Source organism: Streptomyces ipomoeae 91-03, assembly GCF_000317595.1.
Lineage (GTDB): Bacteria > Actinomycetota > Actinomycetes > Streptomycetales > Streptomycetaceae > Streptomyces > Streptomyces ipomoeae.
This window is the reverse complement of the sequence record NZ_AEJC01000416.1, coordinates 1-26,645: the sequence shown is the minus strand read 5'-3', so window position 1 is coordinate 26,645 and position 26,645 is coordinate 1. Positions and strand designations below refer to the sequence as shown.

The following is a 26,645-nucleotide window of genomic DNA, read 5'->3' as shown; positions in this document are numbered from 1 at the left end:
GCCCTTCGGCCGGGCCCCGGGCAGGATGCCCTCTGTGAACCCTGTGCTGTGCGGGCTCGCCGCCAACGCGGCTCTGCCGTCGGAGCTGGTCGACCGGCTGATCGCGCTCGCGGACGCCGACATCGCCCTGGAACTCGCCGGTCGTGCCGATCTCAGCCGTGCGCAGGCGGTCGCGTTGGCCTCGCGGGTCGAGGTGATCGCCGTGCGACTGGCGTACGACGGGCGGCTGACCGCCGCCGACGTGGATCCCGTGGCACAGCCGCTCGTCGCCCTCGCCCTGCTGGACGAGGGCGCCGGTGACCCGGAGTGGGCTCGTCTCCTCGCGGTGGATCCGGTTTTCGAGCACCGCGAGAAACTGGCCGCCTGCCCCGGCCTTCCGCCCGACGTGAGGGAAACGCTCGCCGCGGACCCGGACGTACGGATCGTCGCGGAACTCGCGTGGTGGACCGCGTCGGACATGGCCGCCCGGCTCGCGACGCATCCGCATGCCGAGGTCCGCCGCGCGGTCGCGGCCAACGAGGCGACGCCGCCGGAGGTACTGGCGGCGCTCATCAGCGGCGATGGACCGCCCGCGCGGCACTGCCCGGTCTGCGACCGCGAGGAGCCGCCGTTCTCGCACAGTCCGCAGTGCGCGCGGACCGACTGCGATCTGCCGGCGGGCGCCTCCTGCGACGGCTCCCATGAATCCACCGTGCACGCCATGCTGCTGGCGGCACTGGAGAACCCGGCCACGCCCACCGAAGCCGTGGTCGGCTTCGTCGACCACCCCTCGACGCTGCTGCGCCAGGCGCTCGCGACCCGCGCCGGTCTGCCCCAGGAGGCGTACGCACGGCTCGCCCTGGACCCCACGCCCGGGGTCCGCGCCGACCTCGCCGAGAACCCCGCGATCGACGACGCCGTGATCCGTACGCTGGCCGACGACCGCGCCCCCGACGTGCGGCGCGGCCTCGCGCACAACCCGCGCATACCACTCGACGTGCTCACCCGCCTGGCCGCCGGCACCAGGATCGGCCCGACCCTGGTGCCGAGGATCGCCTCCGCCTCCGCCGCCGAGGTGACGGAGCTGGCCCACGCGAAGGAGCCGGCCGTGCGGATGCTCCTGGCCCAGCGACGTGACCTGCCGGCCGAGATCCGCGACACGCTGGCCGACGACCCCGACGCGAAGGTGGTCAAGTCCATCGCCGCGCACCCCGGCCTCTCCGAGGCGCGGTTGCGAGCCATGGTCGACCGGCACGGAGCCCAGGTCCTCGCCGGGGCGGCGGCCAACCCGGACGCGACCCCGGCCCTGCTGGAGCACATGGCCCGCCACATCCCGCCGGTACGCAAGGCACTGCGCGAGATCGCCCGGCACCCCAACGCGACGGCTCAGGCACTGCCGGCCTGCCTGGCGGACGAACGGGCGAGGCCCCTGGCCGCCGGCCATCCGGCACTCCCGCCGACGGTCATCACGGAACTGCTCACCGACCCCGACGGGCAGGTGGCGGAAGCGGCGGCCGCCAACCCGTCGCTCCCGCTCACGGTGATGACGGACCTGTTGCCCCGGCTGCCGTAGCCCCGCCCGACCGAGCAGGGTTCGCCTGATGGTCCTGATGGTTCCGGGTTCCCCGCCCCCTTCTGCCTGCCCACGAACGACTCGTTTCAGCTGAAGCATCTCGGTGGCGTCTTCGCGATGCCGGTCGCCACGCACCTGACACAGGTGTTGGACGCCTGGCGTTCAGGAACGGTAGTCCAGTCAGGGCACTCTTCTCGCTGATTGCATAAAACTGCAGCGAAACGTATAGTCATGCCATCCAGGAGGAGGATTTTCCATGGTGATACGCGCGGCGGTCGCGGGAGCGAGTGGCTATGCGGGCGGAGAAGCGCTGCGTCTGCTGCTCGCGCACCCCGAGGTCGAGATCGGGGCGCTGACGGGGAACTCGAACGCGGGCCAACGGCTCGGATCGCTGCAGCCGCATCTGCTGCCGTTGGCCGACCGGGTTCTCCAGGAGACCACGGCTGAGGTGCTCGCCGGGCATGATGTCGTGTTTCTCGCACTGCCGCACGGGCAGTCCGCGGCCGTGGCCGAGCAACTGGGCCCGGATGTGCTCGTCGTCGACATGGGCGCCGACTTCCGACTCAAGGACCCGGCGGACTGGGAGCGGTTCTACGGCTCGCCCCACGCCGGTACCTGGCCCTACGGCCTCCCCGAACTGCCGGGTGCCCGCGCCGCGCTGGAGGGGTCCAAGCGCATCGCGGTACCCGGTTGCTACCCCACGGCCGTCACCCTGGCCCTCTTCCCCGCGTACGCGGCAGGCCTCGCCGAGAACGAGGCCGTGATCGTCGCCGCCTCCGGGACCTCAGGCGCGGGCAAGGCGGCCAAGCCGCATCTGCTGGGCTCCGAGGTCATGGGCTCCATGTCGCCGTACGGCGTCGGCGGCGGCCACCGCCACACGCCCGAGATGATGCAGAACCTCGGCGGAGTGGCGGGGGAGCCGGTCTCCGTGTCCTTCACGCCGACCCTCGCCCCCATGCCCCGCGGCATCCTCGCCACGTGCACCGCCAAGGCCAGGCCGGGCGTCACCGCCGAGTCCGTGCGTACCGCGTACGAGAAGGCCTTCGCCGACGAGCCCTTCGTCCACCTCCTCCCGGAGGGGCAGTGGCCGGCGACGGCGTCCGTCTACGGTTCCAACGCCGTCCAGGTGCAGGTGGCGTACGACGAGGCCGCGGGCCGCATCATCGCGATCAGCGCCATCGACAACCTCACCAAGGGCACGGCCGGTGGCGCCGTCCAGAGCATGAACATCGCCCTCGGGCTCCACGAGAGCACCGGGCTGACGACGATCGGAGTCGCACCGTGAGCGACGCACGTGCAGCCACCGGGCCGCAGACAACGACGACAGCCGCACCTCTGCGCTGCACGGGCGGAGAAGCGAACAAGGAGATGCAGTGAGCGTGACGGCAGCAAAGGGATTCACGGCGGCGGGCATCGCCGCCGGGATCAAGGAGAACGGCAACCCGGACCTGGCCCTCGTGGTCAACAACGGGCCCCGCCTCGCCGCCGCGGGCGTCTTCACCTCCAACCGTGTGAAGGCCGCGCCGGTGCTGTGGTCCGAGCAGGTCCTCAAGGGCGGCCAGGTGTCGGCCGTCGTCCTCAACTCCGGTGGCGCCAACGCCTGTACGGGACCGAAGGGCTTCCAGGACACCCACGCCACCGCCGAGAAGGTCGCGGACGTCCTCGAAGGCCACAGCGCCGGTGAGATCGCCGTCTGCTCCACCGGGCTCATCGGTGTGCTCCTGCCCATGGACAAGCTGCTGCCGGGTGTCGAGACGGCCGCCGCTTCCCTGAGCGAGCACGGCGGCGAGAAGGCCGCCATCGCCATCAAGACCACCGACACCGTGCACAAGACGTCCGTGGCCCGGGGCGACGGCTGGACCGTCGGCGGCATGGCCAAGGGCGCGGGCATGCTCGCCCCCGGCCTCGCCACCATGCTCGTCGTCCTCACCACCGACGCCGACCTCGACAGCGAGACGCTGGACAAGGCCCTCCGGGCGGCCACCAAGGTCACCTTCGACCGGGTCGACTCCGACGGCTGCATGTCCACCAACGACACCGTGCTGCTGCTCGCCTCCGGGGCCTCCGAAGTCACCCCGGCCTACGAGGAGTTCGCCGAGGCCGTGCGCAAGGTGTGCGACGACCTCGGTCAGCAGCTCATCCGGGACGCCGAGGGCGCCAGCAAGGACATCAAGGTCGAGGTGATCAACGCCGCGACCGAGGACGACGCCGTCGAGGTGGGCCGCTCCATCGCCCGCAACAACCTCCTCAAGTGCGCCGTCCACGGCGAGGACCCCAACTGGGGCCGCGTGCTCTCCGCGATCGGCACCACGAAGGCCGCCTTCGAGGCCGACCGGCTCAACGTCGCCATCAACGGCGTCTGGGTGTGCAAGAACGGCGGCGTCGGCGAGGACCGCGAGAAGGTGGACATGCGCTACCGCGAGGTCCACATCACGGCGGACCTCGCGGCAGGCAGTGAGTCTGCGGTGATCTGGACCAACGACCTGACGGCCGACTATGTCCACGAGAACAGCGCCTACTCGTCTTGACGTGCCCGCTTGGTTGTCGCGGGTCCTCGTCGTCGCCGACGAGGGTTCCTGCTTCACAGGAGACCGCTCGCCCCGGACGAGTCCGGGATGAGTCTTACATCGCCTCCGCAGGCCAGCACCGCCCGCCCGGCGGCTGATCCGAGATCTTTCTGAAAGTCGGCTATGACGGTCAATCACTCAGAAGAGCGAAAGTCCTCCACCCGCAAACACACCGCCCTCCCCAAGGCCCAGATCCTCATCGAAGCGCTGCCCTGGCTGACCCGCCACAACGGCAAGACGGTCGTCATCAAGTTCGGCGGCAACGCCATGGTGAACGAGGACCTGAAGTCCGCCTTCGCCCAGGACGTCGTCTTCCTGCGGCACGCCGGCCTCAACGTCGTCGTCGTGCACGGCGGCGGCCCGCAGATCAGCGCCGCCCTCGACAAGCACGGCATCGTCAGCGAGTTCAAGGCCGGCCTGCGCGTCACCACCGAGGACGCCATGGACGTCGTACGCATGGTGCTCGCCGGACAGGTGCAGCGCGAACTGGTCGGACTGCTCAACCAGCACGGACCGCTCGCCGTCGGCCTGACGGGCGAGGACGCGCACACCATCACCGCCACCAAGCACCAGCCCGAGATCGACGGCGAACTGGTCGACATCGGGCGGGTGGGCGAGATCACCGCGATCGACACGGGCGCGATCGAGGCACTGCTCGCCGACGGCCGTGTCCCGGTCGTCTCGTCGATCGCCCGTAGCCAGGATGACGGACATGTCTACAACGTCAATGCTGATACGGCGGCTGCGGCACTCGCTGCTGCTCTTGGCGCCGAAACCCTTATGGTCCTCACGGACGTCGAGGGCCTCTACGAGGACTGGCCCAACTCCGACGAGGTGATCAGCCGCCTCACCGCTTCCCAACTGGAGAAGCTGCTGCCGGAGTTGTCCTCCGGCATGGTGCCGAAGATGGAGGGCTGTCTGCACGCCGTACGCAACGGCGTCCGGACCGCCAGGGTCATCGACGGCCGGGTCCAGCACTCGATCCTGCTGGAGATCTTCACCGACGAAGGCATCGGCACGATGGTCGTGCCCGACGACGTGAACGAGGGGGACGCCGAATGACCGGGACCACGGCGAACGCGGAGCTGACCCAGCGGTGGCAGGGCTCGCTCATGAACAACTACGGCACCCCGAAGCTCCCCCTCGTCCGCGGTGCGGGCAGCAAGCTGTGGGACGCCGACGGCAACGAGTACGTCGACTTCGTCGGCGGCATCGCCGTCAACGCGCTCGGCCACGGCCACCCGGCCGTCGTCGAGGCCGTCAGCGAGCAGATCGCCTCCCTCGGCCATGTCTCCAACCTGTTCATCGCCGAGCCGCCCGTCGCGCTCGCCGAGCGGCTGCTGGAGCACTTCGGCCGGGACGGCAAGGTCTACTTCTGCAACTCCGGCGCCGAAGCCAACGAGGGCGCCTTCAAGATCGGCCGGCTGACCGGGCGGACCCACATGGTCGCCACCGAGGGCGGCTTCCACGGCCGGACCATGGGCGCCCTCGCGCTCACCGGCCAGCCCGGCAAGCAGACCGGCTTCCACCCGCTGCCCGGCGACGTCACCCATGTCCCGTACGGCGACGCGCAGGCCCTCGCCGCCGCCGTCACCGAGGAGACCGCCCTCGTCATCATCGAGCCCATCCAGGGCGAGAAGGGTGTCGTGGTCCCGCCCGCCGGCTATCTGAAGGCCGCCCGGGCCATCACCGCCGCCACCGGCTCGCTCCTCGTGCTCGACGAGGTGCAGACCGGCATCGGCCGGACCGGGCACTGGTTCGAGTACCAGGCGCACGAGGGCGTCCTGCCGGACGTCGTCACCCTCGCTAAGGGCCTCGGCGGCGGACTGCCGCTCGGTGCCACCGTCGCCTTCGGGCGGGCCGCGGAGCTGCTCCAGCCCGGCCAGCACGGGACCACCTTCGGCGGCAACCCCGTCGCCTGCGCCGCCGGACTCGCCGTCCTGGAGACCATCCGGGCCGAGGGGCTGCTGGAGAACGTCAAGCGGCAGAGCGAGCGGCTCAGGGACGGAGTCGAGTCTCTCGGTCACCCGCTGGTCGGTCATGTCCGTGGAGCCGGCCTCCTGCTGGGTATCGTGCTCACCGAGCCGCTCGCGCCCCAGGCGCAACAGGCGGCTCAGGACGCCGGTTTCCTGGTGAACGCGCCCGCCCCCGATGTCGTACGGCTCATGCCCGCCCTCAATATCGGCGACGCCGAGGTGGACGCCCTTCTCCGGGCACTGCCCGGCATCCTCGATGTGGCCAAGGGGGACTGATGATCCGGGGAATGAGACGACGATGAGTCAGGCGCAGGATCACGAGCAGACCGTCGGGCCTGCCGTGCCACAGACCCGCACCGCACGCCACCGCCGGATCGTGGACATCCTCAACCGGCAACCCGTGCGGTCGCAGAGCCAGTTGGCGAAGCTGCTGTCCGACGACGGGTTGAGCGTCACCCAGGCGACGCTCTCCCGTGACCTGGACGAGCTGAACGCGGTGAAGATCCGCAACACCGACGGCGACCTCATCTACGCGGTGCCGAGCGAGGGGGGTTTCCGTACCCCCCGGGCGCCGCTGGGTGAGTCGGCGAAGGAGGAACGGATGCGGCGGCTCTCACAGGAGCTGCTGATCTCCGCGGAGGCCTCTGCGAACCTCGTGGTCCTGCGTACGCCTCCGGGGGCGGCCCAGTTCCTGGCCTCGGCCATCGACCAGGCCGAGCTGCACGACATCCTGGGGACGATCGCGGGCGACGACACGCTGCTTTTGATCAGCCGGGATCCCAGTGGCGGGCAGTCGTTGGCCGACCACTTGTTGAGGCTGGCTCAGAACGGCCACTGAGTTGAGGCTGGCTCAGAACGGCCACTGAGAGGGGCGGTTGAGAGGGACGCCGACTGCGGGTCGTGTGTGGCTGATCACGCGGTTCCCCGCGCCCCTCACAGGGCATGACCCAGCTGCCGAGCCCACTTCTGGCCCGCGCTCAGCCCAGGCGCGCGGCCAGACCCCCCGTGCACCGCACCCCGTCCCCGGCCGTGATCAGCAGCGCCTCCGTGTCCGGCAGGGACTCCAGCCACTCCAGTGCCTGGCGGGACCCCATCGCGAACGCCGCCGTCGCCCAGCAGTCCGCCCAGGTCAGGCGCGGCGCCACCACCGTGACCGAGACCAGGTCGGTCACCGCCGACCTGCCGGTGCGGGGGTCGACGATGTGGGCGCCGCGTTCGGCGGTGCCGGAGGTGGCCACCGCCAGCCGGTCGGTACCGGCGGCGGTGACCACGGCGGCCAGCCCGCCCGGGCGCAAGGGATCGGCGACACCCACGCGCCAGGGCCGGTCGGGGCCGGGGACGCCACAGAGCTGGACATCACCGCCGCCGTTGACACTGACCCCGGGCGCACCGGCCTCGACCAGGCGCAGGGCGGCGCGTTCGGTCGCCCAGCCCTTCACCAGGCCGGTGGGGTCGAACCGCCCCTCGTAGGTGGCGCTGAACCAGCCGTCGCTCAACCGCTCGGCCTCGGCGCACAGTTGGAGGACCTCGGCGACCTCGGGGGCACACTCCTCGATGGTCAGCTCGCCCCGGTCCAGCCGGGAGATCTGGCTGGAGCCGCGGTAGGTGCTGAACACCTCGTCCACGGTGTGCAGCCCGGCCACCGCCTCTTCGAGCGCGGCCCTGACCACCGTCGGCTCGCCTCCTCTGACGTCGAAGGAGAAGACGGTGCCCATGACCTCCTCGGCGTGCCGCAGCTGGGAGGGGGCCGCTCCGGCGGGCTCGGCCACCGGGTCAGCCTCCGGCCTGGTCGAGCGCGGCCTGGAGGGATTCCTTGTACCCGGCGCTGGTGTAGGTGGCACCTGAGACAGCATCGATGTCAGCGCTCCCTGCCGCGACGGCGTTCTGGTTGAGCTGGGGGATGGCCGTGCCGCTGATCTGCGTGCTGCGCCCGCCGCGCGGCTGCTGCAGCGCCTCGGCGGCGGTGATCCTGCCGCCGCTGACCGTGACCCGGACCTGTACCGGGCCGTAGTCCGTCTGCACGGCGCTGCCCGTGAGCACCTGCGTGCCCGTCGACTGCCCGGCTCCGGAGTCCTGGGCGCCCCCGCCCCCGTCCTGCGAGCCGCCCGCGTCCTTCGAGCCCCCCGTGTCCTGCGAGCCACCCGCCTCGACCGAACCCGACCCCGAGCCCTTCGCGCTGCCGGCCTGGTCGAGCGCGGCCTGGAGGGATTCCTTGTACCCGGCGCTGGTGTACGTGGCACCCGACACCGCGTCGATGTCGGCGGAACCAGCGGCCATCGCCTCCTGGTTGAGCTTCGGTATGGCGTCGCCGCTGATCTGGGTGGAGCGTCCGCCGCTCGGCTGCTGTACGGCCTCGGCGGCGGTGATCTTGCCGCCGCTGACGGTGATCCGCACCTGGACCGGTCCGTAGTCGGTCTGCACGGTGCTGCCCGTGAGTACCTGAGTGCCCGAATCCTGCGCGCTGCCGGCCTGGTCGAGCGCGGCCTGGAGGGATTCCTTGTACCCGGCGCTGGTGTAGGTGGCGCCCGACACCGCGTCGATGTCGGCCGAGCCGGCGGCGACGGCGGCCTGGTTGAGCTTCGGTATGGCGTCGCCGCTGATCTGGGTGGAGCGTCCGCCGCTCGGCTGCTGTACGGCCTCGGCGGCGGTGATCTTGCCGCCGTTCACGGTGATCCGCACCTGGACCGGTCCGTAGTCGGTCTGGACGGCCGACCCCGTCAGGGTCTGGGCGCCGGCCGCTGCCTGACCGCCCTGCGCCGAAGGAGCAGCCGCTCCCGCCTGCACCGAACCGGCCGGGTCCGAGGCGGGCTTCAGCGACAGCAGCAGCACGATGCCGGACACCGTGGCGGCGGTGGCGAGCAGAGTCCGCCGGATGGGGTGGCTCTTCTTCATCGCTCCTTCAGCTCCTGAAGTGTGAACTCTCGTGAGGCGAAACCCCGTAGGGGAGCCCCATGGCAGAAGTGGGTGGGTGGCGGTAGCCGGTGGGATCCGTGGTGAGGGGGCCCGTCGCTCACATCTCGAACGACTCGTGGTGGATACGCCGGGTCGGTACGCCCGCGCCGCGCAGCGCCTCGTACACGCCCTGGGCGAAGCCGGGCGGCCCGCACAGGAAGACGTCGTGGCGTTCGATGTCGGGGATCTTGCGGCGCAGGCTCTCCGCCGAGATGTCCGGGCGTTCGCCGTCCGGGCTGTTCACCGCGTACATCAGCCGCGCCCCGCGCTCCTCGGCGATCTGCGCCAGCTCGTCCCACAGGGCCAGGTCCTGGGTGCTGTTGGCCCGGTAGAGCAGCGTCAGGTCACCGGCCGCGCCGGGCAGCGTCTCGAACAGCGCCCGCATCGGCGTGATGCCCACACCGCCGGCCACCAGCAGTACCTTGCCCCGGCTGCGCTTGCCCGCGGTCAGCGCCCCGTACGGACCCTCCGCCCACACCCGGGTACCGGGCTCCAGGTCACGCAGGGCCGAGCTGTGGTCGCCGATCGCCTTGACGGTGATGCGCAGCATGTTGGGGCGGGGCGCCGCCGACAGCGAGTACGGGTGCGAGCTGAACCGCATGCCGGGCGCCAGGAACCGCCAGCGGAAGAACTGTCCGGCTTCCGCGCCCATCCGGTGCAGCTTGCGCCCGCTCATCAGCACCGAGACGATGCCCGGCGACTCCTCGATGACCGCTTCGACGCGCAGCCGGTGCCGCAGGTTGAGGCGGACCGGCGTGATGATCCGGTACCAGACCACCAGCGCGGTCACCGACCCGTACAGCCCGTACCAGGCGGTCTTCGCCTCGGGCGTCACGGCGAACTCGTTGCCGGTGGAGATCTGGTGCCAGAACGTCAGGAACGTCGCCGCGTACGTCAGTAGATGCGTGTGGTACCAGAGGTCGTACGGGATCCGCTTGCGCACCGGGCCGATCGAGATCAGCCCGATGAACACCAGCAGACCGGTGCCGATGGCGGCCTTGCCCATGTCCGGCAGCTGGTTGATCGAGTCGATCGTCTGCTGGACGATGTCGGCGGCGGTGAGACCGGCCTGGAGGGCGTACCCGTACATCGTGAGGACGACGTGCGCGACGACCAGGCAGAGGGTGTAGCGGCCGGTCATCGCGTGCCAGCGGGCCACCCGGTCGGAGCCGACCCGGCGTTCCAGCGCGGGCACGCGCGCCATCTGGAGTACCACCAGCGCCATCAGATAGCCGCCGAGCAGGCCGGTGATCCGCCCGGCGTTGACCATCTTGCTGCCCTGGTCGGCGATGGACGGGGTGTTGTCCCACCACAACCACACCACCCCGGCCGCGCCCGCCCAGAACAGAATGAGCAGCGGGACTGCGGGGGAGCGACGAGGTCGGATGCGACGCATCGTCTGGCGCCGCGCGGCGCGACCTCCGGCGATCGTGGACACGGTTCCTCCGTGGTGGGCTGGACCCTTGGCCCACAGGTACGTGGTGGAAGTGCCGTGTGTTCAACCGGACATCGAACCGGCCCGCGAAACCTGCCGTTCCGCTTCCGGCCGGGGTCTCAGCGGTCTCTCCGCAGGTCACAGGAACTTCTCAGGGAACCCGGCGGGCGCTCGGTACCGCGTGACGGCCGTGCGCCCGCCGACGGTGTCGGTCATGGGTCAGACGCCGGAGGGCGGCAGCGGCAACGGCAGCCCGGGCAGTCCGTCCAGGCTGGTCTCGATGTGCTCCTTGGACTGGAAGTACGCGCTGAGCGATGCGTCGTCCTCGCGCGCGAAGCGCCGGCCGTGCAGATCGCGGTCCTCCTCGTACGCCATGAACGGCACCGAGTAGCCGCAGCTGTCGCGGATGCGCTCGGCCCGGACCACGATGACGGCGCGCAGCCCGTGCTGCGTCGGGTCGATGTCCGGGAAGCGGGCGAGGAGTTCCGCGAAACGCGGGTCGTCGCGGAAGACGGCCTCGCCCTTGCCGTGCACACGCACGATGTTGGGCGGGCCCTGGAAGGCACACCACATCAGGGTGATACGGCCGTTCTCGCGCAGGTGCGCGATGGTCTCCGCGTTGGATCCGGCGAAGTCCAGGTAGGCGACGGTCAGGTCGTCCAGGACCACGAAGGATCCCTTGAGGCCCTTGGGGGAGAGGTTCACCGTCCCGTCGGCGGACAGGGGCGCGGAGGCGGTGAAGAAGAGGGGCTGGGCCTCGATGAACGTGCGCAGGCGGCCGTCGATGCGCTCATAAGTCTTTCCCATGTCTAACGATTATCGACGGTAACGCTTCGCCTGTCTAAGGAATTGAGCCGCGCAGGCCGAGACATGGTCGAGACGGCCGGAACATGGTCGAGACGCCCGGGACATGGTCGAGACGCCCGGGACATACGAATTCCGGGTGGATCACCATCGCTGGGATCCACCCGGAATCAGGTCGTCCATGACCACCCCGGCCGACGCGCGGGGCGGCCACGCCCCTGTCGCTCACACGGAGCGCAGGAGATCACTCGTCACCGATGGCGCAGGCCGGCAGTGCCCGGCCGGGCGCGCCGAACTACTGGTTGAGCTGGCAGGGGGCGAGCGCTTCCAGGCCCTCGGGCTTCGCGGCGGCACGGCCGATCGCGGTCTCGATGCGGTTGAGGGTGGCGATGCGCTTGTCCTCCAGGGGGCCGAGGATGGCGTTGTTGACGAAGTTGGGGCCGCCCTGGCCGACGGTGTCGACGAGCCGCTGGTTGGCCTCCTGGATCTGGGTGTCGAGCAGTTCCAGGTTCCGGGTGACCTCGGCCTGCGCGGACGCCGGGATCGCCGGGAGCTGGTTCTCGACCTCCGGGCAGGTGATGGTGCCGGCGGCGCCCGCGTTGCCCGCGTCCTCGGCATCCTCGCCCGCGCCCGCCTGCTCACCGGCGCCCGCCGCGGCACCCGCGTTCGCCTGCTCACCGGCCGCCGATTCGGTCGGCGCCGCGGTGGCCTCTCCGCCCGCACCGGCCGCCGCCTGCTCGCCGGCGCCCGCCGCGCCGCCCTGGACGAGCTGGCAGGGGGCGAGCGCTTCGAGGCCCTCGGGCTTCGCGGCGGCACGGCCGATCGCGGTCTCGATGCGGTTGAGGGTGGCGATGCGCTTGTCCTCCAGGGGGCCGAGGATGGCGTTGTTGACGAAGTTGGGGCCGCCCTGGCCGACGGTGTCGACGAGCCGCTGGTTGGCCTCCTGGATCTGGGTGTTGAGCAGTTCCAGGTTCCGGGTGACCTCGGCCTGCGCGGAGGCGGGGATCGCCGGCAGGCTCCCCTCCACGGCCGGGCAGGTGATGGTGCCGGGCGACGCCGCTGCCGCGCCCTGCTGCCCGTTGTCGGCGCCTTCCCCGGCGAGGGCGGAACCAGCGATGACCGCTCCGGACAGCACGACCGCGGCGGCGCCGCCGATGATCCCTACGCGACGCTTGTTGTACTTCGGAAGAGCCCTGGACATGCGGATGCCTCACTCGGGTCGGATGGTCGGTGTTCACAAACGCGGCGCCTGCGTTCGGGGAGAGTTACGGGTAAGCGGTTTCGTTTGTTCAACCTCTCGCGACATCTCTTGAACTCGTCTCTCGAACCCTTCTCTCGGACCCTTCTCTCGGACCCCTTCCTCGACCCCTCCCGGATTGACGATTCATGCAGAGTGCTGCATACTCATGCACGCCAGTGAACGCAGAGTGAGGAGAAACCCGTGACCGAGCGCGTGGTACTCGCCCACTCGGGCGGTCTGGACACCTCCGTCGCCATCGGCTGGATCGCGAAGGAGGCGGGTGCCGAGGTCATCGCGGTCGCGGTGGACATCGGCCAGGGCGGCGAGGACCTGGCCACGTACGACACGGGCGAAACGTTCGACCAGGCGGCCAGGGGCTTCATCGACATCTACAGCCTGTCGTCGAAAATCGCGGCGCGGCGTCCATCGCGGGCGTAGCCCGACAGGATCTCGCTCAGGCGTAATCTCGCGTCACACCGACCAACCCTCCCTAGGAGCAACGCAAGTGAGCAGCAACAGCGGTGACGTACGGCTCTGGGGCGGCCGTTTCGCCGACGGTCCCGCCGAGGCCCTGGCGAAGCTGTCCGCGTCCGTCCACTTCGACTGGCGGCTGGCGCCGTACGACATCGCGGGCTCCCGCGCCCACGCGCGCGTGCTGCACAAGGCGGGCCTGCTCACCGAGGACGAGCTGACCCGGATGATCGCGGGCCTGGACCAGCTCGAAGCCGATGTGGCGTCGGGCGAGTTCGTCGGCACCATCGCGGACGAGGACGTGCACACCGCCCTCGAACGCGGTCTGCTGGAACGCCTCGGCCCGGACCTGGGCGGCAAGCTGCGCGCCGGCCGTTCCCGCAACGACCAGGTGGCGACCCTCTTCCGGATGTACCTGCGCGACCACGCCCGCACGATCGGCGGTCTGATCGCCGACCTGCAGGACGCGCTGGTCGGCCTCGCCGAGGCCCACCCGGACGTGGCCATGCCCGGCCGTACCCACCTCCAGCACGCCCAGCCGGTCCTCTTCGCCCACCACGTCCTCGCCCACGTCCAGTCCCTGTCCCGGGACGCCGAGCGGCTGCGCCAGTGGGACGAGCGCACGGCGGTCTCCCCGTACGGCTCGGGCGCCCTGGCGGGCAGCAGCCTCGGTCTGGACCCGGAGGCGGTGGCGAAGGACCTCGGCTTCGAACACGGCAGCTCCGCGAACTCCATCGACGGCACGGCGTCCCGCGACTTCGTCGCCGAGTTCGCCTTCATCACCGCGATGATCGGCGTGAACCTCTCCCGGATCGCCGAGGAGGTCATCATCTGGAACACGAAGGAGTTCTCCTTCGTGACCCTGCACGACGCGTTCTCGACGGGCTCGTCGATCATGCCGCAGAAGAAGAACCCGGACATCGCGGAGCTGGCCCGAGGCAAGAGTGGCCGCCTGATCGGCAACCTGACGGGTCTGATGGCCACCTTGAAGGCGCTGCCCCTCGCCTACAACCGCGACCTCCAGGAGGACAAGGAGCCGGTCTTCGACTCCATCGACCAGCTGGAGGTCCTTCTTCCCGCCTTCACCGGCATGATGGCCACGCTCACCGTCCACCGCGAGCGCATGGAGGAACTGGCCCCCGCCGGCTTCTCCCTCGCCACCGACATCGCCGAGTGGCTGGTCAAGCAGGGCGTCCCGTTCCGCGTGGCCCACGAGGTGGCGGGCGAGTGCGTGAAGGCCGCCGAGGCGGAGGGCAAGGAACTGAACGACCTGACGGACGACCAGTTCGCCAAGATCTCCACCCACCTCACCCCCGAGGTCCGCACCGTCCTCAACGTCCCCGGCGCCCTGGCCTCCCGCAACGGCCGAGGCGGCACGGCCCCGACCGCGGTAGCCGTACAGCTGGCAGAGGTGAAGGCGGACGTGGCGGCCCAGCACGCTTGGGCAACTGCCAAGAAGGGCTAGCACAAAAGGGGTGCGGGGCTGTGACACACGCGGCTCCGCGGCGTGGGCGCGAAGCCGAAAACCCCGGACAACACGCCCCACGACGAAGGTCATCGCGAGTTACGTTGGTCGGAAGCCGTAAGGAACCGACCGAACGGAGCCCGCGATGCCCTTCGCCCGACTGGCCACAGCGACAACCCCCACCTGCCACATCGGACTCGGCCTCGCGGCCATCGCCCGCCCCGGCTACATCAACCTCGGCAGAGACGAAGACCTCGGCCCCAACCGCTCCGTGGACGCCCTGCGCACCCGCACCCACGAGCTCCTGGACGCCGCCTACGCCCAGGGCGTCCGCTACTTCGACGCGGCCCGCTCCTACGGCCGCTCCGAGGAATTCCTCGCCGGCTGGCTGAAGACCCACCCCGACATCGACGACATCGTCATCGGCAGCAAATGGGGCTACACCTACACCGCCGGCTGGACCACCGACGCCGAGCAGCACGAGGTCAAGGACCACAGCGTCCAGACGTACGAACGCCAGCGCACCGAGACCACCGATCTCCTCGGCGACCGCCTCGACCTCTACCAGATCCACTCGGTGACCCCGGACAGCCCGGCCCTCACCGACAAGGAACTCCACGCCGAGCTGGCGGAAGCCGCCGCTCAGGGCATCACCATCGGCTTCTCCACCAGCGGCCCGGCCCAGGCGGACGCCATCCGCGCCGCCCTGGCCGTCACGGTGGACGGCGAACCCCTTTTCCGTACGGTCCAGTCGACGTACAACGCGCTGGAGACCTCCGCCGCCCCGGCGCTCGCCGAGGCGCACGACGCCGGGCTCACCGTGATCGTCAAGGAGGGCATGGCCAACGGCCGCCTCGCCGGCCCGTACGCCCCCGACGCGCTGAAGACCATCGCCGAGGAGACGGGCCTCGGCTGCGACGCGGTCGCCCTGGCGCTGGTCCTGCACCAGCCCTGGGCCGGCGTCGTCCTCTCCGGCGCCGCCACCACCAACCAGCTCGCCTCCAACCTGCACGCGGCGGTCGTCGACCTCGACGAGATCCAGCTGACCCGCCTCGCGGAACTGGCCGAGGACCCGCAGACGTACTGGAGCAAACGAGGCGGGCTCCCCTGGCACTGACTCTCGCGGCCAACGGTTGGACGGCCGAACTCAAGAGGCGCGGGGCTGTGTCGATCTGCGGCCCCGCCGCGATGGGGGTCCCCCGCTCATGGGGGTGCCTCCCGCACGAGCGAAGCCGAGAGTGGGGGAGCGATCAGCCCCCACTCATCCGCACCGACAAAACAGCCGAAGTCCCGGGCCCCACCAGCGGAGCTACGCCGCTTCCTTTGCCTTGGACGCGTACATATCGACGTACTCCTGCCCGGAAAGCCGCATGACCTCGGCCATCACCGAGTCGGTCACCGCCCGCAGCACATACCGGTCCCGGTCCATCCCCTCGTACCGGGAGAACTCCATCGCCTCACCGAACCGAACAGTCACCCGGTGCGGCCGGGGCAACCCCGCGCCCCCCGGCTGAATCTTGTCCGTCCCGATCATGGCGAACGGAACCACCGGCGCCCCCGTCATCAGGGTCAGCCGCGCGATTCCCGTACGCCCCCGGTACAGCCGCCCGTCGGGCGACCTCGTGCCCTCGGGGTAGATGCCGAACACCTTGCCCTCGTCCAGCACCCGACGCCCGGTCATCAGCGCGGCGACGCCCCCGCGTCCACCGTCGCGGTCGACGGGGATCATGCCGACGCCGGTGAAGAACCAGGCCATCAGCCGGCCCTTGACGCCCTTGCCGGTGACGTACTCGTCCTTGCCGATGAAGAAGACCTGCCGGTCGCAGACCAGCGGCAGGATCATCGAGTCGATGAAGGTGAGGTGGTTGCCGGCGAGGATCACCGGGCCGTCCCCCGGGATGTGCTCCACGCCCTCCACCCGGGGGCGGAACATCAGGCGCATGGTCGGTCCGAGCACTGCCTTGATGAGCGTGAAGCGGGACAACGGGCCCTCCCATGTCAAGGGTTCCGGTACAAGTCTGTGCAGGTGAGGACGATACTCCCGGGTCACGGGCCGGCGCACCTCGGGTTCACCGAGTGGATACACACTGTTGACCCATCTTTACCTGCGGTGGCGCCCGAATGGCCCAAGGCCGTCGGGGCCGAGATGTGACGGACATCGCGCCGCCGAGCCGAGGCTCCGTCAATTTCCGCCACCGGTACGACAGAAGGCGTCATCCGCGTGTTCGGTCCCAGGTCTCCCGACGGTCACCTGCCGACACCTACGATCAACCCGCTTCGACAGTGTTTTGACAGACGCAGGGCCGCACGGTGGGAGGAGCCGTCATGGGGACGCAGGAGTCGCGAGAGCCGCTGGCGACGGGAGAGTCGCGGGACTCGTACGAACAGGGGCGTGGCACGGGCCGGCGGGCGCTGCTCGGCGCCGCGGTGCTCGGCGCGGGCGGAGCGGTCCTCGGGGTGCCGGGCGCGGCGAGAGCCGCCGAGTCGAAGTCGGGCGGCGCGTCGGGCGGCGGCTACCGGAGCCTGCCGGTGCCGACGGTCATCGCGCACCGCGGCGCCAGCGGCTACCGCCCGGAGCACACGCTCGGCTCGTACCAGCTGGCCCTCGACATGGGGGCGCACGTCATCGAGCAGGACCTGGTGCCCACCAAGGACGGCCATCTCGTATGCCGTCACGAGAACGACATCACCGGCACGACCGACGTCGCGGCGCACCCCGAGTTCGCCGGCCGGAAGACCACGAAGGTCGTCGACGGCGTGTCCTACACCGGCTGGTTCACCGAGGACTTCACCCTCGCCGAGCTGAAGACCCTGCGCGCCAAGGAGCGCATCCCGGGCACCCGCCAGGAGAACACGCTCTACGACGGCCGCTGGACGATCCCCTCCTTCGAGGAGGTGCTGCGCTGGGCCGACAAGGAGGGCAGGAAGCGCGGCAAGCGCATCTGGCTGCATGTCGAGACCAAGCACCCCACCTACTTCCGCAAGCTGGGCCTCGGCCTGGAGGAGCCGCTCGCCAAGCTGCTGCGCAAGTACGACCGACACAAGAAGAACTCGCCGGTCTTCCTGCAGTCCTTCGAGCCGAGCAGCATCCAGCGGCTCAACCGCCTCGTCGACAGCCCGCTCGTCGTGCTGCTGTCCGGCGCCGCCAGCCGCCCCTGGGACTTCGTCGAGGCGGGCGACCCGCGTACCGTCGCCGACCTGGTCAAGCCGGAGGGCCTGGCCTGGATCGCCTCGTACGCCCAGGGCATCGGCCCCACGCTCGACCTGATCATCCCGCGTGACGCGAGCGGCAACCTCACCACGCCGACCACCCTCGTCGCCGACGCGCACGCCAAGGGCCTGATCCTGCACCCGTACACCATGCGCAACGAGAACAGCTTCCTGCCCGCCGACTTCCGCAAGGGCACGGACGCCAACGCCTACGGCGACGCCTTCGGCGCGTTCAAGGTGTACTTCGAGACCGGCATCGACGGCATCTTCACCGACAACCCGGACACGGGCCTGCTGGCCCACGCGGACTTCGTCAACGACTGAGCCCCGGCCCCGAAGGCCGAGGATCGTCCCGTCCAACGGGACGTCAACGGCTGAGGCCCGTTACCCCGATCGGGGTGACTCCCGTCCGCCCCGGCAACCCCTTGCCGGGGCGGCGGCGTCCCGGGGCACATGACACACGACATGCTCGCCACTCTCCGGCCCCTGCTGGTCGCCGAGGTGTCGGCCGAGGCCCCCGCGGCCGGCGCGGAGGCGGGAGACCTGGAGCAGGCGGTCTGGCTGCGGCTGCTGGAACGGCTCGACGCCGTCGGTCCGCCCGCTGACCCGGAGAGCTGGCTGCGCAGCGCCGTCCGCTTCGAGGCCCGCCTCAGTCGCCGCATGGCCCGGGCCGAACGGCCGTACGTCACCGAGCCCTCCGACGACCGCGCGCCCGGCCCCGAACAGCAGGCCCTCGCCGCCGCCCGCCGCCGCTCCCTGCACGCCGCCGTACGCCGGCTGCCCGGCCGTTGCCCGAGCCTGCTCGCGGCTCTGCTGTCACCCCGGGACCTCACCTACCGCGAGATCGCGGGCGAGTTGGGTATCTCACAGGGGAGCCTGGGACCGGAACGTTCCAGATGCCTGGGATGTCTACGTCGATTGCTGGCCGCGGAGGTTGCGGCACCCGAACGGCGGGGATAGGAGTGATGGACAACTGGTGAGCAGGTGAGCGGGAGGCGTGCACACATGGGCATGAGCGTGACCATCTCCGTGGCGAACGAGCAGGACGCCGAGCAGATCTTCAGGCTGCAGTACCTGTGCTTCCAGAGCGAGGCGGCGCTGTACGGCAACTACCGGATCGATCCGCTCATCCAGAGCCTCGACTCCGTCCGTGAGGAGGTCGCCTCCGACTGTGTGTTCGTGGCCCGACTGGGTGACGAGGTCGTCGGCTCCGTACGGGGCACGCTCCACGAGGACGGCGCCGCCTCCATCGGCAAGCTCTGCGTCCACCCCCGCCTCCAGGGCCACGGCATCGGGGCGAGGCTGCTCCGCGCGGCCGAGTCCGCCCTCGCCGAGGAACGCGGCGCCACCAAGTTCCGCCTCAGCACCGGGCACCGCAGCGAGGGCAACCTTCGGCTGTATCGCCGAGTGGGGTACGAGGCGGTGGGCACGAGCCAGGCGCAGGACGGGGTGCCGATGGTGGTCCTGGAGAAGCCGGCGGGGGCGTACGCGGCGACGGCGTGACCCTGACGAATCTCAGGCGGCGTCCCTTTGCCGCGCGTTCTTCCGCAGCCAGTACATGGCGGTGATGGGCAGCAGTACGGGGATGAACAGGTACCCCATGCCGTAGTCCGACCACACGGTCGCGTCCGGGAACGCCGATGGCTCGATCAGCGTCCAGGTTCCCACCACCAGCACACCCGCGAGTTCGGCGGCGCAGCACACCAGTGCCGCCTTGCGGGCTGTCTCCCCACCCCGCACCAACGAGTACGTGATGAACCCGTACACAACACCCGCGAGGGCGGAGAGCGAGTAGGCGAGCGGCGCGTGCTCGAACTCGGTCGAGATCTGCACGATGGACCGCGACACGGCACCGACGACCATCACGCCGTACAGCCAGACGAGCAGCATCCCGGGACCGGTGATCAGCCGGGCCCGCTTCTTCTCCTGCGGCGGCTTCCCCTCCGTGGTCGTCATGTCAGCCTCCCCAGATGTCATAGAGCCGCACCTGCAGCACCGCCAGCACCACACCGCCCGCCGCGACGGTCACGCTGCCCCAGCGCGTGCGCTCCGCCAGCGACATGAACCCCGTCACCGGGACGCAGGCGAACGCGCCGAGGAGGTACGACACGAAGATCGTGGTGCCCTGCTCCGGGTCCTCGCCGCGCGCCAGCTGCACGATGCCGACGACCAGCTGCACCAGGGTCAGGACCGTCACCACGGCCATACCGATGAAGTGCCAGTCCTTGGTCGGCTGATCTCGGTACGCGGCCCAGCCGCACCACGCGGCCAGCAGGAGTGCCGCGACGGCGGTCGCCACGGTCAGGGGAACAAGCATGCCGCGACCCTATTACGGCCCAAAAGCCCTGCTGCGGCCGACCCCGGACCAGGGCGTGCGGGAGGCTCCCATCGTGGCCTTGGCCACAGAGGCGGATGCCCAAAGGATGGACGGCATCTCGCTGACCTGCCTGTCTGCTGTCCTCGCCTGTCCGTCATACGGACAGGCGTTCTTGGTCGAATCCATACATCTGCTTTACTGATCTCATGACCACGACGAGCTGCCGCACCTTTGCGACCGAGGCGACCATGACGCCCGGTGCTCGTTGTCTGTGTCGAATGTGCGCCTTCTAGAGGGCCCCCGCACCACCCCCGAGCCATGGGGGTGCCCCCGCTCGGGCGAAGCCGAGAGCGGGAGAGCCCCGAAGCGAGCCGCCGTGGCATGTCCGTACGCCGTTCGCCGTACGTGACCGAGTCGCCCGCGCACGACTTTTCCTCCCGTACCAGGGCACACCCACGCCCGCGTACTCGACAGTGACGGAAACCCAGTGATCACGACATCAGGCCTGACCAAGGTCTACCGTTCCCGCGGCCGTGACGTCACCGCCCTCGACGGCGTCGACCTGCACGTCCGCGAAGGTGAGGTGTACGGCGTCATCGGCCAGTCCGGCGCCGGCAAGTCCTCGCTGATCCGCTGCGTGAACCTCCTCGAACGCCCGACCTCCGGAATCGTCACCGTGGCGGGCGAGGACCTCACCGCGCTGGCCGGCCGCGGCCCCCGCGCGGGCCGGGAACTCCGGCGGGCGCGCAGCCGTATCGGCATGGTCTTCCAGCACTTCAACCTGCTGTCCTCGCGCACCGTCCAGGACAACGTCGAACTGCCCCTCGAAATCCTCGGCAAGTCGGGCAGGGAACGCTCCCGCAAAGCCCTGGAACTCCTCGACCTCGTCGGGCTCGCCGACAAGGCCAAGGCCTACCCGGCCCAGCTCTCCGGCGGCCAGAAGCAGCGCGTCGGCATCGCCCGCGCCCTGGCCGGCGATCCGAAGGTGCTGCTCTCCGACGAGGCCACCAGCGCCCTCGACCCGGAGACCACCCGCTCCATCCTCCAGCTGCTGCGCGACCTGAACCGGCAGCTGGGCCTGACCGTTCTGCTCATCACGCACGAGATGGACGTCGTCAAGACGATCTGCGACTCGGCCGCCCTCATGGACCGGGGCCGCATCGTCGAGTCCGGCACGGTCAGCGAACTCCTCGCGACCCCCGGCTCCGAACTGGCGTCCGCGCTCTTCCCGGTGGGCGGCGAGGCGTCCGGCGACGACCGCACCGTCCTCGACGTCACCTTCCAGGGCGAGGCGGCCACCCAGCCGGTCATCTCGCAGCTGTCCCGCACGTACAACATCGACATCTCGATCCTCGGCGCCGCCATCGACACCGTCGGCGGCCTCCAGATCGGCCGGATGCGCATCGAACTGCCCGGCCGCTACGAGGAGAACGTGGTCCCCATCGGCTTCCTGCGCGAACAGGGCCTGCGGATCGACGTGGTGGGCAACGAGTCCGCCCTGGTCAAGGAAGGTGCCGAGCTGTGACCTGGTCCGAGACGCGGCCCCTGCTGGAGCAGGCCAGCTGGGACACCCTCTACATGGTCGGCTGGTCCACCGTCATCGCGGTCGTCGGCGGACTCCCGCTCGGGATCCTGCTCGTGCTCACCGACCGCGGCGGCCTGCTGCGGAACGTCCTCGCCAACAAGGTCCTCGGGCAGATCGTGAACATCGCCCGCTCGATGCCCTTCATCATCCTGATGGTCGCGCTGATGGGCTTCACCCGCTGGGTCACCGGCTCGACCATCGGGCGTGAGGCCGCGATCGTGCCGCTCGCCGTCGGGGCGATCCCGTTCTTCGCGCGCCTGGTCGAGACGGCCGTCCGCGAAGTGGACCACGGGCTCGTCGAGGCCGTGCAGTCGATGGGCGGCAACACCTGGACCGTCGTACGGCGGGTCCTCGTCCCCGAGTCCCTGCCCTCGCTGATCGCCGGCACCACCACCACGATCGTCGCGCTCATCGGCTACTCGGCGATGGCCGGCACGGTCGGCGCGGGCGGTCTCGGCGACATCGCCATCCGCTACGGCTACCAGCGCTTCGAGACCGAGCTGATGTGGATCACCGTCGCGATCCTCGCGGTCGTGATCTCGCTGATCCAGTTCGCCGGCGACTACGCGGCCCGCTCCCTGCACCGCCGTGGCGGCACCTCGGGTCCGGCACCCAGGCTCCGCCTGCTGAAGGCCTCGACGGCGACCGGCAAGACCGTCTAGGCCGCACCCCTCCAACTCCCCGAACACCTCTCTCGGGGTCGCTCCACCCAAAAGGAAAGGCACTTTTCGTGCGTAACACCGCCAAGTTCACCACCGCCGTACTCGCCGTCGGAGCCCTCACCCTCGGGCTCACCGCCTGCGGCTCGGACAAGGCCGACACCGCCTCCGCGTCCGACACCAGCGGTCCCCTCGTCGTCGCCGCCAGCCCGACCCCGCACGCCGAGATCCTCACCTTCGTCAAGGACAACCTGGCGAAGGACGCGGGCCTCGATCTGGAGGTCAAGGAGTTCACCGACTACGTCACGCCGAACACGGCCACCGAGGACGGGTCCGTGAACGCCAACTACTTCCAGAACCAGCCGTACCTCGACGACTTCAACAAGAAGAACGGCACCCACATCGTGCCCGTCGTCACGGTCCACCTGGAACCGCTCGGCCTCTACTCCAAGAAGCTCGAGAGCGCCGACGACCTCAAGAGCGGCGCCACCATCGCCGTCCCGAACGACAGCGTCAACGAGGCCCGCGCGCTCAAGTTGCTCGACGCGGGCGGGATCATCACGCTCAAGGACGGCGTGGGCAACGACGCGACCCCGGCCGACATCGCCGAGAACCCCAAGAAGCTCCAGTTCAAGGAGTTGGAGGCGGCCCAGACCCCGCGCTCCCTGGACGACGTCGACGCCGCCGTCGTCAACGGCAACTACGCCATCGAGGCCGACCTCTCGCCCGCGAAGGACGCCCTGGTCCTGGAGTCCGCCAAGGACAACCCCTACGGCAACTTCCTCGCCGTCAAGGACGGTGACGAGGACGATCCGCGAGTGAAGAAGCTCGCCGAACTCCTCACCTCCGACGAGGTCAGGAAGTTCATCGAGAACGAGTACGACGGGTCCGTCATCCCGTCCTTCTGATCTTCTCGCTTCTCTCCCGTCCCCTTCTCGTCCCCCTCTCGTCCCCCTCTCGTCCTTCTGAACGGCTGCCGTTCAGAAGGACGCCGGGGCGATTGCGGCGTATCGCCACGCATGGGGCCCACTCCCTCACGGACTGTGGGCCCTGTGGTGCGATTCAGTGCTTTCATGCTGCATGCTGGGCAGTTCAGCAGGCCCTCAAAGGTTTCGAAGGTTACGGAGCGGCGCATGACGAGCACCTTGCCCGACATCTCCATCAGTACGGAGCGGTTGGTTCTGCGCCCGCTCGACGAGGACGACATCGAGGCGTTCGCCGAGATGATGAACGACGAGATGGTCACCGCCTGGACCTCCGTCCCGCACCCCTACACCCGGGACGACGCCCGGCGCTGGATCACCGAACAGGCCCCCGCCGAACGCATCGGGGGTCGCGGCATCGTCTTCGCCGTCGACGAGTTCCTCACCCAGCGCCTCGTCGGCATCGTGCACCTGCGGAACACCGACTGGCGTGTCCGCTCCAGCGAGATGGCGTACGTCATCGCCCCCTGGGCACGCGGCGAGGGCTACGCCTCCGAAGCGGCCCTCGCCACCGCCCAATGGCTGTTCCGCGAGCAGAAGTTCGAACGCATCGAGCTGCGCACCGCCGCCGACAACACCGCCTCCCAGCAGGTCGCCCAGAAGATCGGCTGCATCAGCGAGGGCGTCCTGCGCAACGCCTGCATAGCGCGCGCCCGCACCGCCGACGACCACTGGACCGAGATCCGCACCGATTTCATCGTCTGGAGCCTCCTCCCGGAGGACATCGAGGGCGTCAGCGAGGAACTGGCCGACAGCGGCGGTTTCGGCTCGTACTCGGACTGGAACTGAACCACCCACGGGCAGCGCACAGCCGCCGCCCGGCCGCCGGGCCCTTCCCCGTCACCAGGTACCCTCACGTGACCCCCCGTGCGGGCTTTCCCCGACGACCTGCGAAGATCCCTGGAGACTGACGACGATGGCCGACCGGGTCACGGTGATCGGCTGGGACGGCTCCCCCCTGACCGCCGCGGCGCGCTCCGCCCTCGGCGCCGCCACCCTGGTCGCGGGCGCGGCCCACCATCTGGCACTGCCCGAGGTACCCCCCACCGCCGAACGCATCCGGCTCGGCAGTGTCGCCCTCGCCGCCCGCCGTATCGCCGCCCACCGCGGCACCGCCGTGGTCCTCGCCGACGGCGACCCGGGTTTCTTCGGCGTCGTCCGCACCCTCAGAGCCCCCGAGTTCGGCCTGGAGGTCGAAGTCGTCCCCGGCGTCTCCTCCGTGGCCGCCGCGTTCGCCCGCGCGGGCATGCCCTGGGACGACGCCCAGGTCGTCGTCGCCCACCGCCGTACGCTGCGCCGCGCCGTGAACGTGTGCCGCGCCCACACCAAGGTCGCCGTCCTCACCTCACCCGGCGCCGGACCCGCCGAACTCGGCCTGCTCCTCGACGGAGTCCACCGCACCTTCGTGATCTGCGAGGCACTCGGCACCGAACGTGAACGCGTCACCGTCGTCACCTCCGACAAGGCCGTCGACCACGTCTGGCGCGACCCCAACGTCGTCATCGTCATCGGCGGTCCGGTCACCACGGCCGACGGCGGCTGGATCGCCGGCCGCGACCCCGCCGCCGGACCCCGCGGCTGGGCCCTGCCCGCCCACGCCTACGGCGGCGCCCTCGGCGAGGGCGAGGCCGAACTGCTGCGCTCCTCCCAGCTGGCCCGCCTCGGACCGCGCGTCGGCGACCTCGTGTGGGACATCGGCTCCGGCAGCGGCGCCTTCGCCACCGAGGCCGCCCGCCATGGCGCCGCCGTCATCGCCGTCGACCATGACCCCGAGGCCTGCGGCCGTACGACCCTCACCGCCCGCCGCTTCGGCGTCCAGCTCCAGGTGGTCCACGGCACAGCCCCGCACATCCTGGAGAACCTCCCCGAACCCGACGTCGTACGTGTCGGCGGCGGGGGAGCCGCCGTGGTCTCCGCCGTCGCCGACCGGCGCCCCCAACGCATCGTCACCCACGCCCTGACCCGCCCCGCCGCCGAACGCGTCGGACGGGACCTCACCGAACACGGATACGACGTCCAGTGCGACTTCGTGCAGTCCGTCGAACTCGACACCAGGGCCTGGACGGAGAAGGAACGGACCGTCGCGTTCCTGCTCAGCGGGACACTGCCCGAACGTTCCCTGTGATCCGGTTGTCGTACCGGCGAGGTAGGCTGGCCAGTCGTTGTACGGCACTCCGGCACCCGGCATTTCGTCGGTCAATGTCCGGAAAGCGTGCCCGTTTTGAGGGCGTGTGTGGTACGGCGGAACGGGAGGGCGCGCAACGTGGCGCAGTCCACAGCGGACCGTCGCGGGTCGAGCTGTCGCGACGGCGGAACGACCGCGACAATGGCCACTCAATGGCTTTGTCGACTTGCAGGCAGGTCGTCTCGTGCCGCTGGGCGCGCACGCTCGTTCTCCACAGTGGAACGGTCGGTGCGCCGTTCCAGGGCCAGCTGGCATTGAGGCACTAACGGATGGGCGAGGGGTACGCATGACGGACACCGGCCAGGTCCCGGGCGAGGGGCTGCCGGAGAGCGCAGGGATGGTGGAGCAGCCGGGCGTCGTCGCGCCGGACGCGTACACCTACCTCTCCGAGACCGCCGCCGAGGACGAAGAGCTGCTCCTGCCGGGCGCCCAGGGTGCCTGGGGCAACGAAGTTCCACCACCCGCCCCCGAACCCGTCGTGCAATTCGTCCACGAGCCGGTCGCCCAGGAGCAGTTCTTCCAGCCCGGCCCGCACGAGACGTCCGGCCGGGACAGCGGCTCGATCGACCTAGGCGCCGTCCGCCACCCAGTCGGGACGCCCGTCCCGCAGCCGCCGGTCGCCCGCCGCCCGCTGCACATGGGCCCGCCCACCTCCGACCCCTCCGCCAGCCCGGTCCGCTCCCTCGCCGACCGCGGCCCGGCCGCCGCCCCCGTCCTGCCCGGCGCCGCCCGTCACGCCGGCCCGCCCACCACCGGCCCCGAATACCTCGACGTGCCCCCGCCGGGCGTGACGCCATGGGGCACCCCTGTCTCCGCCGACGCGACGCCCGCGCCGGCGGTGCCCAACGGGGGAGCGGCTGCAGAAACGGTCGTTCCGCAGGAGGAGCCGGTCTCTGCGGCTGTCGCGCAGGCACAGCCGGCCGTGGCGCCCCAGCAGCAGATGGACGAGGCCGAGGCCCTGCATGAGGCGCAGGACGCGGCTTTTGTCCAGGCCCAGGAGGCGGCGTACGCCCGGACGCAGGAGATCTCGACCGCTTCGGTCGCCCACGGGGAGGCCCAGGCGCCGGAGGTCGTCGCAGCCTCGGTCCAGGCGCCGGAAGTCGTCGAAGCCCCGGTCCAGGCGCCGGAGGCCGTCGAAGCCCCGGTCCAGGTTCCGGAAGCCGTCGAAGCCCCGGCTGCCGCCCAGCCGCAGGCCCCGGAAGCGGTGGTGGCGCCGCCGGCTCCCGAAGTCGCCGACGCCGCGC

24 protein-coding genes and 2 pseudogenes are annotated in these 26,645 nt (G+C 70.4%); 18 read left to right on the top strand and 8 right to left on the bottom strand.

The features are described 5' to 3' along the window. The first annotated feature begins 34 nt into the window (after positions 1 to 34). From STRIP9103_RS27900 to STRIP9103_RS27875, 6 genes are all read left to right on the top strand, one after another. Complete coding sequence (locus STRIP9103_RS27900) at positions 35 to 1,552, top strand: hypothetical protein (RefSeq protein WP_009325038.1); 1,518 nt, start codon at positions 35 to 37, stop codon at positions 1,550 to 1,552. 256 nt (positions 1,553 to 1,808) lie between these two features. Further along, positions 1,809 to 2,837 (top strand): N-acetyl-gamma-glutamyl-phosphate reductase, encoded by a 1,029-nt coding sequence (gene argC / locus STRIP9103_RS27895; RefSeq protein WP_009325025.1) that lies wholly within the window; start codon positions 1,809 to 1,811, stop codon positions 2,835 to 2,837. Between the two features lie 88 nt (positions 2,838 to 2,925). Further along, positions 2,926 to 4,080 carry a bifunctional glutamate N-acetyltransferase/amino-acid acetyltransferase ArgJ gene (argJ, locus tag STRIP9103_RS27890; RefSeq protein ID WP_009325009.1) on the top strand — a complete coding sequence of 385 codons (1,155 nt, stop codon included), beginning with the start codon at positions 2,926 to 2,928 and terminating at the stop codon, positions 4,078 to 4,080. A gap of 162 nt (positions 4,081 to 4,242) precedes the next feature. After that, the gene (argB, locus tag STRIP9103_RS27885; protein ID WP_009325036.1) at positions 4,243 to 5,181 is read left to right on the top strand and encodes an acetylglutamate kinase; all 939 of its coding nucleotides are present in this window, start codon (positions 4,243 to 4,245) and stop codon (positions 5,179 to 5,181) included. Then, positions 5,178 to 6,371 carry an acetylornithine transaminase gene (locus tag STRIP9103_RS27880; protein ID WP_009325011.1) on the top strand — a complete coding sequence of 398 codons (1,194 nt, stop codon included), beginning with the start codon at positions 5,178 to 5,180 and terminating at the stop codon, positions 6,369 to 6,371. Before argB ends, STRIP9103_RS27880 begins: the two co-directional genes overlap by 4 nt. 22 nt (positions 6,372 to 6,393) lie before the next feature. Continuing rightward, positions 6,394 to 6,933, top strand: a complete 540-nt coding sequence (locus STRIP9103_RS27875; RefSeq protein ID WP_009325017.1) for an arginine repressor — start codon at positions 6,394 to 6,396, stop codon at positions 6,931 to 6,933. Between the two features lie 139 nt (positions 6,934 to 7,072). Here the strand turns inward: STRIP9103_RS27875 and STRIP9103_RS27870 are convergent, their stop codons facing one another. The 5 genes from STRIP9103_RS27870 to STRIP9103_RS27850 all read right to left on the bottom strand — a co-directional run bounded on the left by STRIP9103_RS27870 (position 7,073) and on the right by STRIP9103_RS27850 (position 12,487). Beyond that, on the bottom strand, positions 7,073 to 7,864 hold the full coding sequence (locus tag STRIP9103_RS27870; RefSeq protein WP_009325047.1) for an FAD:protein FMN transferase: 792 nt from the start codon (positions 7,862 to 7,864) through the stop codon (positions 7,073 to 7,075). 4 nt (positions 7,865 to 7,868) lie between these two features. Then, positions 7,869 to 8,987, bottom strand: coding sequence for an FMN-binding protein (locus STRIP9103_RS53195; protein WP_009325049.1), 1,119 nt, complete (start codon positions 8,985 to 8,987; stop codon positions 7,869 to 7,871). A 118-nt stretch (positions 8,988 to 9,105) separates the two neighbouring features. Further along, positions 9,106 to 10,443: a ferredoxin reductase family protein gene (locus tag STRIP9103_RS27860; RefSeq protein ID WP_048821104.1), complete on the bottom strand. Its 1,338-nt coding sequence runs from the start codon at positions 10,441 to 10,443 to the stop codon at positions 9,106 to 9,108. 258 nt (positions 10,444 to 10,701) lie between these two features. Then, complete coding sequence (locus tag STRIP9103_RS27855; RefSeq protein WP_009325053.1) at positions 10,702 to 11,289, bottom strand: pyridoxamine 5'-phosphate oxidase family protein; 588 nt, start codon at positions 11,287 to 11,289, stop codon at positions 10,702 to 10,704. A gap of 292 nt (positions 11,290 to 11,581) precedes the next feature. Further along, a complete protein-coding gene (locus tag STRIP9103_RS27850; protein ID WP_009324995.1) occupies positions 11,582 to 12,487 on the bottom strand; it encodes a hypothetical protein in 906 nt (301 codons plus the stop codon). Positions 12,488 to 12,727: 240 nt separating this feature from the next. Between STRIP9103_RS27850 and STRIP9103_RS47140 the strand changes: the two are divergent. The 3 genes and pseudogenes from STRIP9103_RS47140 to STRIP9103_RS27835 all read left to right on the top strand — a co-directional run. Then, positions 12,728 to 12,859: pseudogene (locus STRIP9103_RS47140) on the top strand (argininosuccinate synthase domain-containing protein); the annotation flags it as partial. Positions 12,860 to 13,031: 172 nt separating this feature from the next. After that, positions 13,032 to 14,462 (top strand): argininosuccinate lyase, encoded by a 1,431-nt coding sequence (argH, locus tag STRIP9103_RS27840; RefSeq protein WP_009324997.1) that lies wholly within the window; start codon positions 13,032 to 13,034, stop codon positions 14,460 to 14,462. Between the two features lie 145 nt (positions 14,463 to 14,607). Then, positions 14,608 to 15,579 (top strand): aldo/keto reductase, encoded by a 972-nt coding sequence (locus tag STRIP9103_RS27835; protein ID WP_009325046.1) that lies wholly within the window; start codon positions 14,608 to 14,610, stop codon positions 15,577 to 15,579. A gap of 192 nt (positions 15,580 to 15,771) precedes the next feature. Here STRIP9103_RS27835 and STRIP9103_RS27830 read toward each other — a convergent pair whose 3' ends face one another. Continuing rightward, positions 15,772 to 16,446 (bottom strand): lysophospholipid acyltransferase family protein, encoded by a 675-nt coding sequence (locus STRIP9103_RS27830; protein ID WP_048821100.1) that lies wholly within the window; start codon positions 16,444 to 16,446, stop codon positions 15,772 to 15,774. A gap of 341 nt (positions 16,447 to 16,787) precedes the next feature. Here STRIP9103_RS27830 and STRIP9103_RS27825 point away from each other — a divergent pair, with 341 nt between their 5' ends. From STRIP9103_RS27825 to STRIP9103_RS27815, 3 genes are all read left to right on the top strand, one after another. After that, positions 16,788 to 17,996 (top strand): glycerophosphodiester phosphodiesterase, encoded by a 1,209-nt coding sequence (locus tag STRIP9103_RS27825; RefSeq protein ID WP_009325044.1) that lies wholly within the window; start codon positions 16,788 to 16,790, stop codon positions 17,994 to 17,996. A gap of 129 nt (positions 17,997 to 18,125) precedes the next feature. Further along, entirely contained in the window at positions 18,126 to 18,632 is a 507-nt protein-coding gene (locus tag STRIP9103_RS27820; RefSeq protein ID WP_048821099.1) for a sigma-70 family RNA polymerase sigma factor, read from the top strand. 45 nt (positions 18,633 to 18,677) lie between these two features. Continuing rightward, positions 18,678 to 19,175 carry a GNAT family N-acetyltransferase gene (locus STRIP9103_RS27815; protein WP_009325001.1) on the top strand — a complete coding sequence of 166 codons (498 nt, stop codon included), beginning with the start codon at positions 18,678 to 18,680 and terminating at the stop codon, positions 19,173 to 19,175. Positions 19,176 to 19,187: 12 nt separating this feature from the next. On the opposite strand, the gene STRIP9103_RS27810 is transcribed toward STRIP9103_RS27815, so the two are convergent. Both STRIP9103_RS27810 and STRIP9103_RS27805 read right to left on the bottom strand, forming a co-directional pair. After that, the gene (locus STRIP9103_RS27810; protein WP_408995606.1) at positions 19,188 to 19,649 is read right to left on the bottom strand and encodes a hypothetical protein; all 462 of its coding nucleotides are present in this window, start codon (positions 19,647 to 19,649) and stop codon (positions 19,188 to 19,190) included. Then, the gene (locus tag STRIP9103_RS27805; RefSeq protein ID WP_009325028.1) at positions 19,630 to 19,989 is read right to left on the bottom strand and encodes a hypothetical protein; all 360 of its coding nucleotides are present in this window, start codon (positions 19,987 to 19,989) and stop codon (positions 19,630 to 19,632) included. The genes STRIP9103_RS27810 and STRIP9103_RS27805 overlap by 20 nt, the downstream gene beginning before the upstream one ends. Positions 19,990 to 20,476: 487 nt before the next feature. Between STRIP9103_RS27805 and STRIP9103_RS27795 the strand changes: the two genes are divergently transcribed. From STRIP9103_RS27795 to STRIP9103_RS27770, 6 genes and pseudogenes are all read left to right on the top strand, one after another. Beyond that, positions 20,477 to 21,514, top strand: a complete 1,038-nt coding sequence (locus tag STRIP9103_RS27795) for a methionine ABC transporter ATP-binding protein (protein WP_009325045.1) — start codon at positions 20,477 to 20,479, stop codon at positions 21,512 to 21,514. Further along, the gene (locus STRIP9103_RS27790; protein ID WP_009325042.1) at positions 21,511 to 22,236 is read left to right on the top strand and encodes a methionine ABC transporter permease; all 726 of its coding nucleotides are present in this window, start codon (positions 21,511 to 21,513) and stop codon (positions 22,234 to 22,236) included. Before STRIP9103_RS27795 ends, STRIP9103_RS27790 begins: the two co-directional genes overlap by 4 nt. 68 nt (positions 22,237 to 22,304) lie before the next feature. Beyond that, positions 22,305 to 23,141, top strand: a complete 837-nt coding sequence (locus tag STRIP9103_RS27785; protein WP_009324985.1) for a MetQ/NlpA family ABC transporter substrate-binding protein — start codon at positions 22,305 to 22,307, stop codon at positions 23,139 to 23,141. 225 nt (positions 23,142 to 23,366) lie between these two features. Further along, positions 23,367 to 24,005, top strand: a complete 639-nt coding sequence (locus tag STRIP9103_RS27780; protein ID WP_009324988.1) for a GNAT family N-acetyltransferase — start codon at positions 23,367 to 23,369, stop codon at positions 24,003 to 24,005. Positions 24,006 to 24,132: 127 nt separating this feature from the next. Beyond that, entirely contained in the window at positions 24,133 to 25,341 is a 1,209-nt protein-coding gene (gene cbiE, locus STRIP9103_RS27775; protein ID WP_009324990.1) for a precorrin-6y C5,15-methyltransferase (decarboxylating) subunit CbiE, read from the top strand. Between the two features lie 346 nt (positions 25,342 to 25,687). After that, positions 25,688 to 26,645: pseudogene (locus STRIP9103_RS27770) on the top strand (nicotinate-nucleotide--dimethylbenzimidazole phosphoribosyltransferase); the annotation flags it as partial.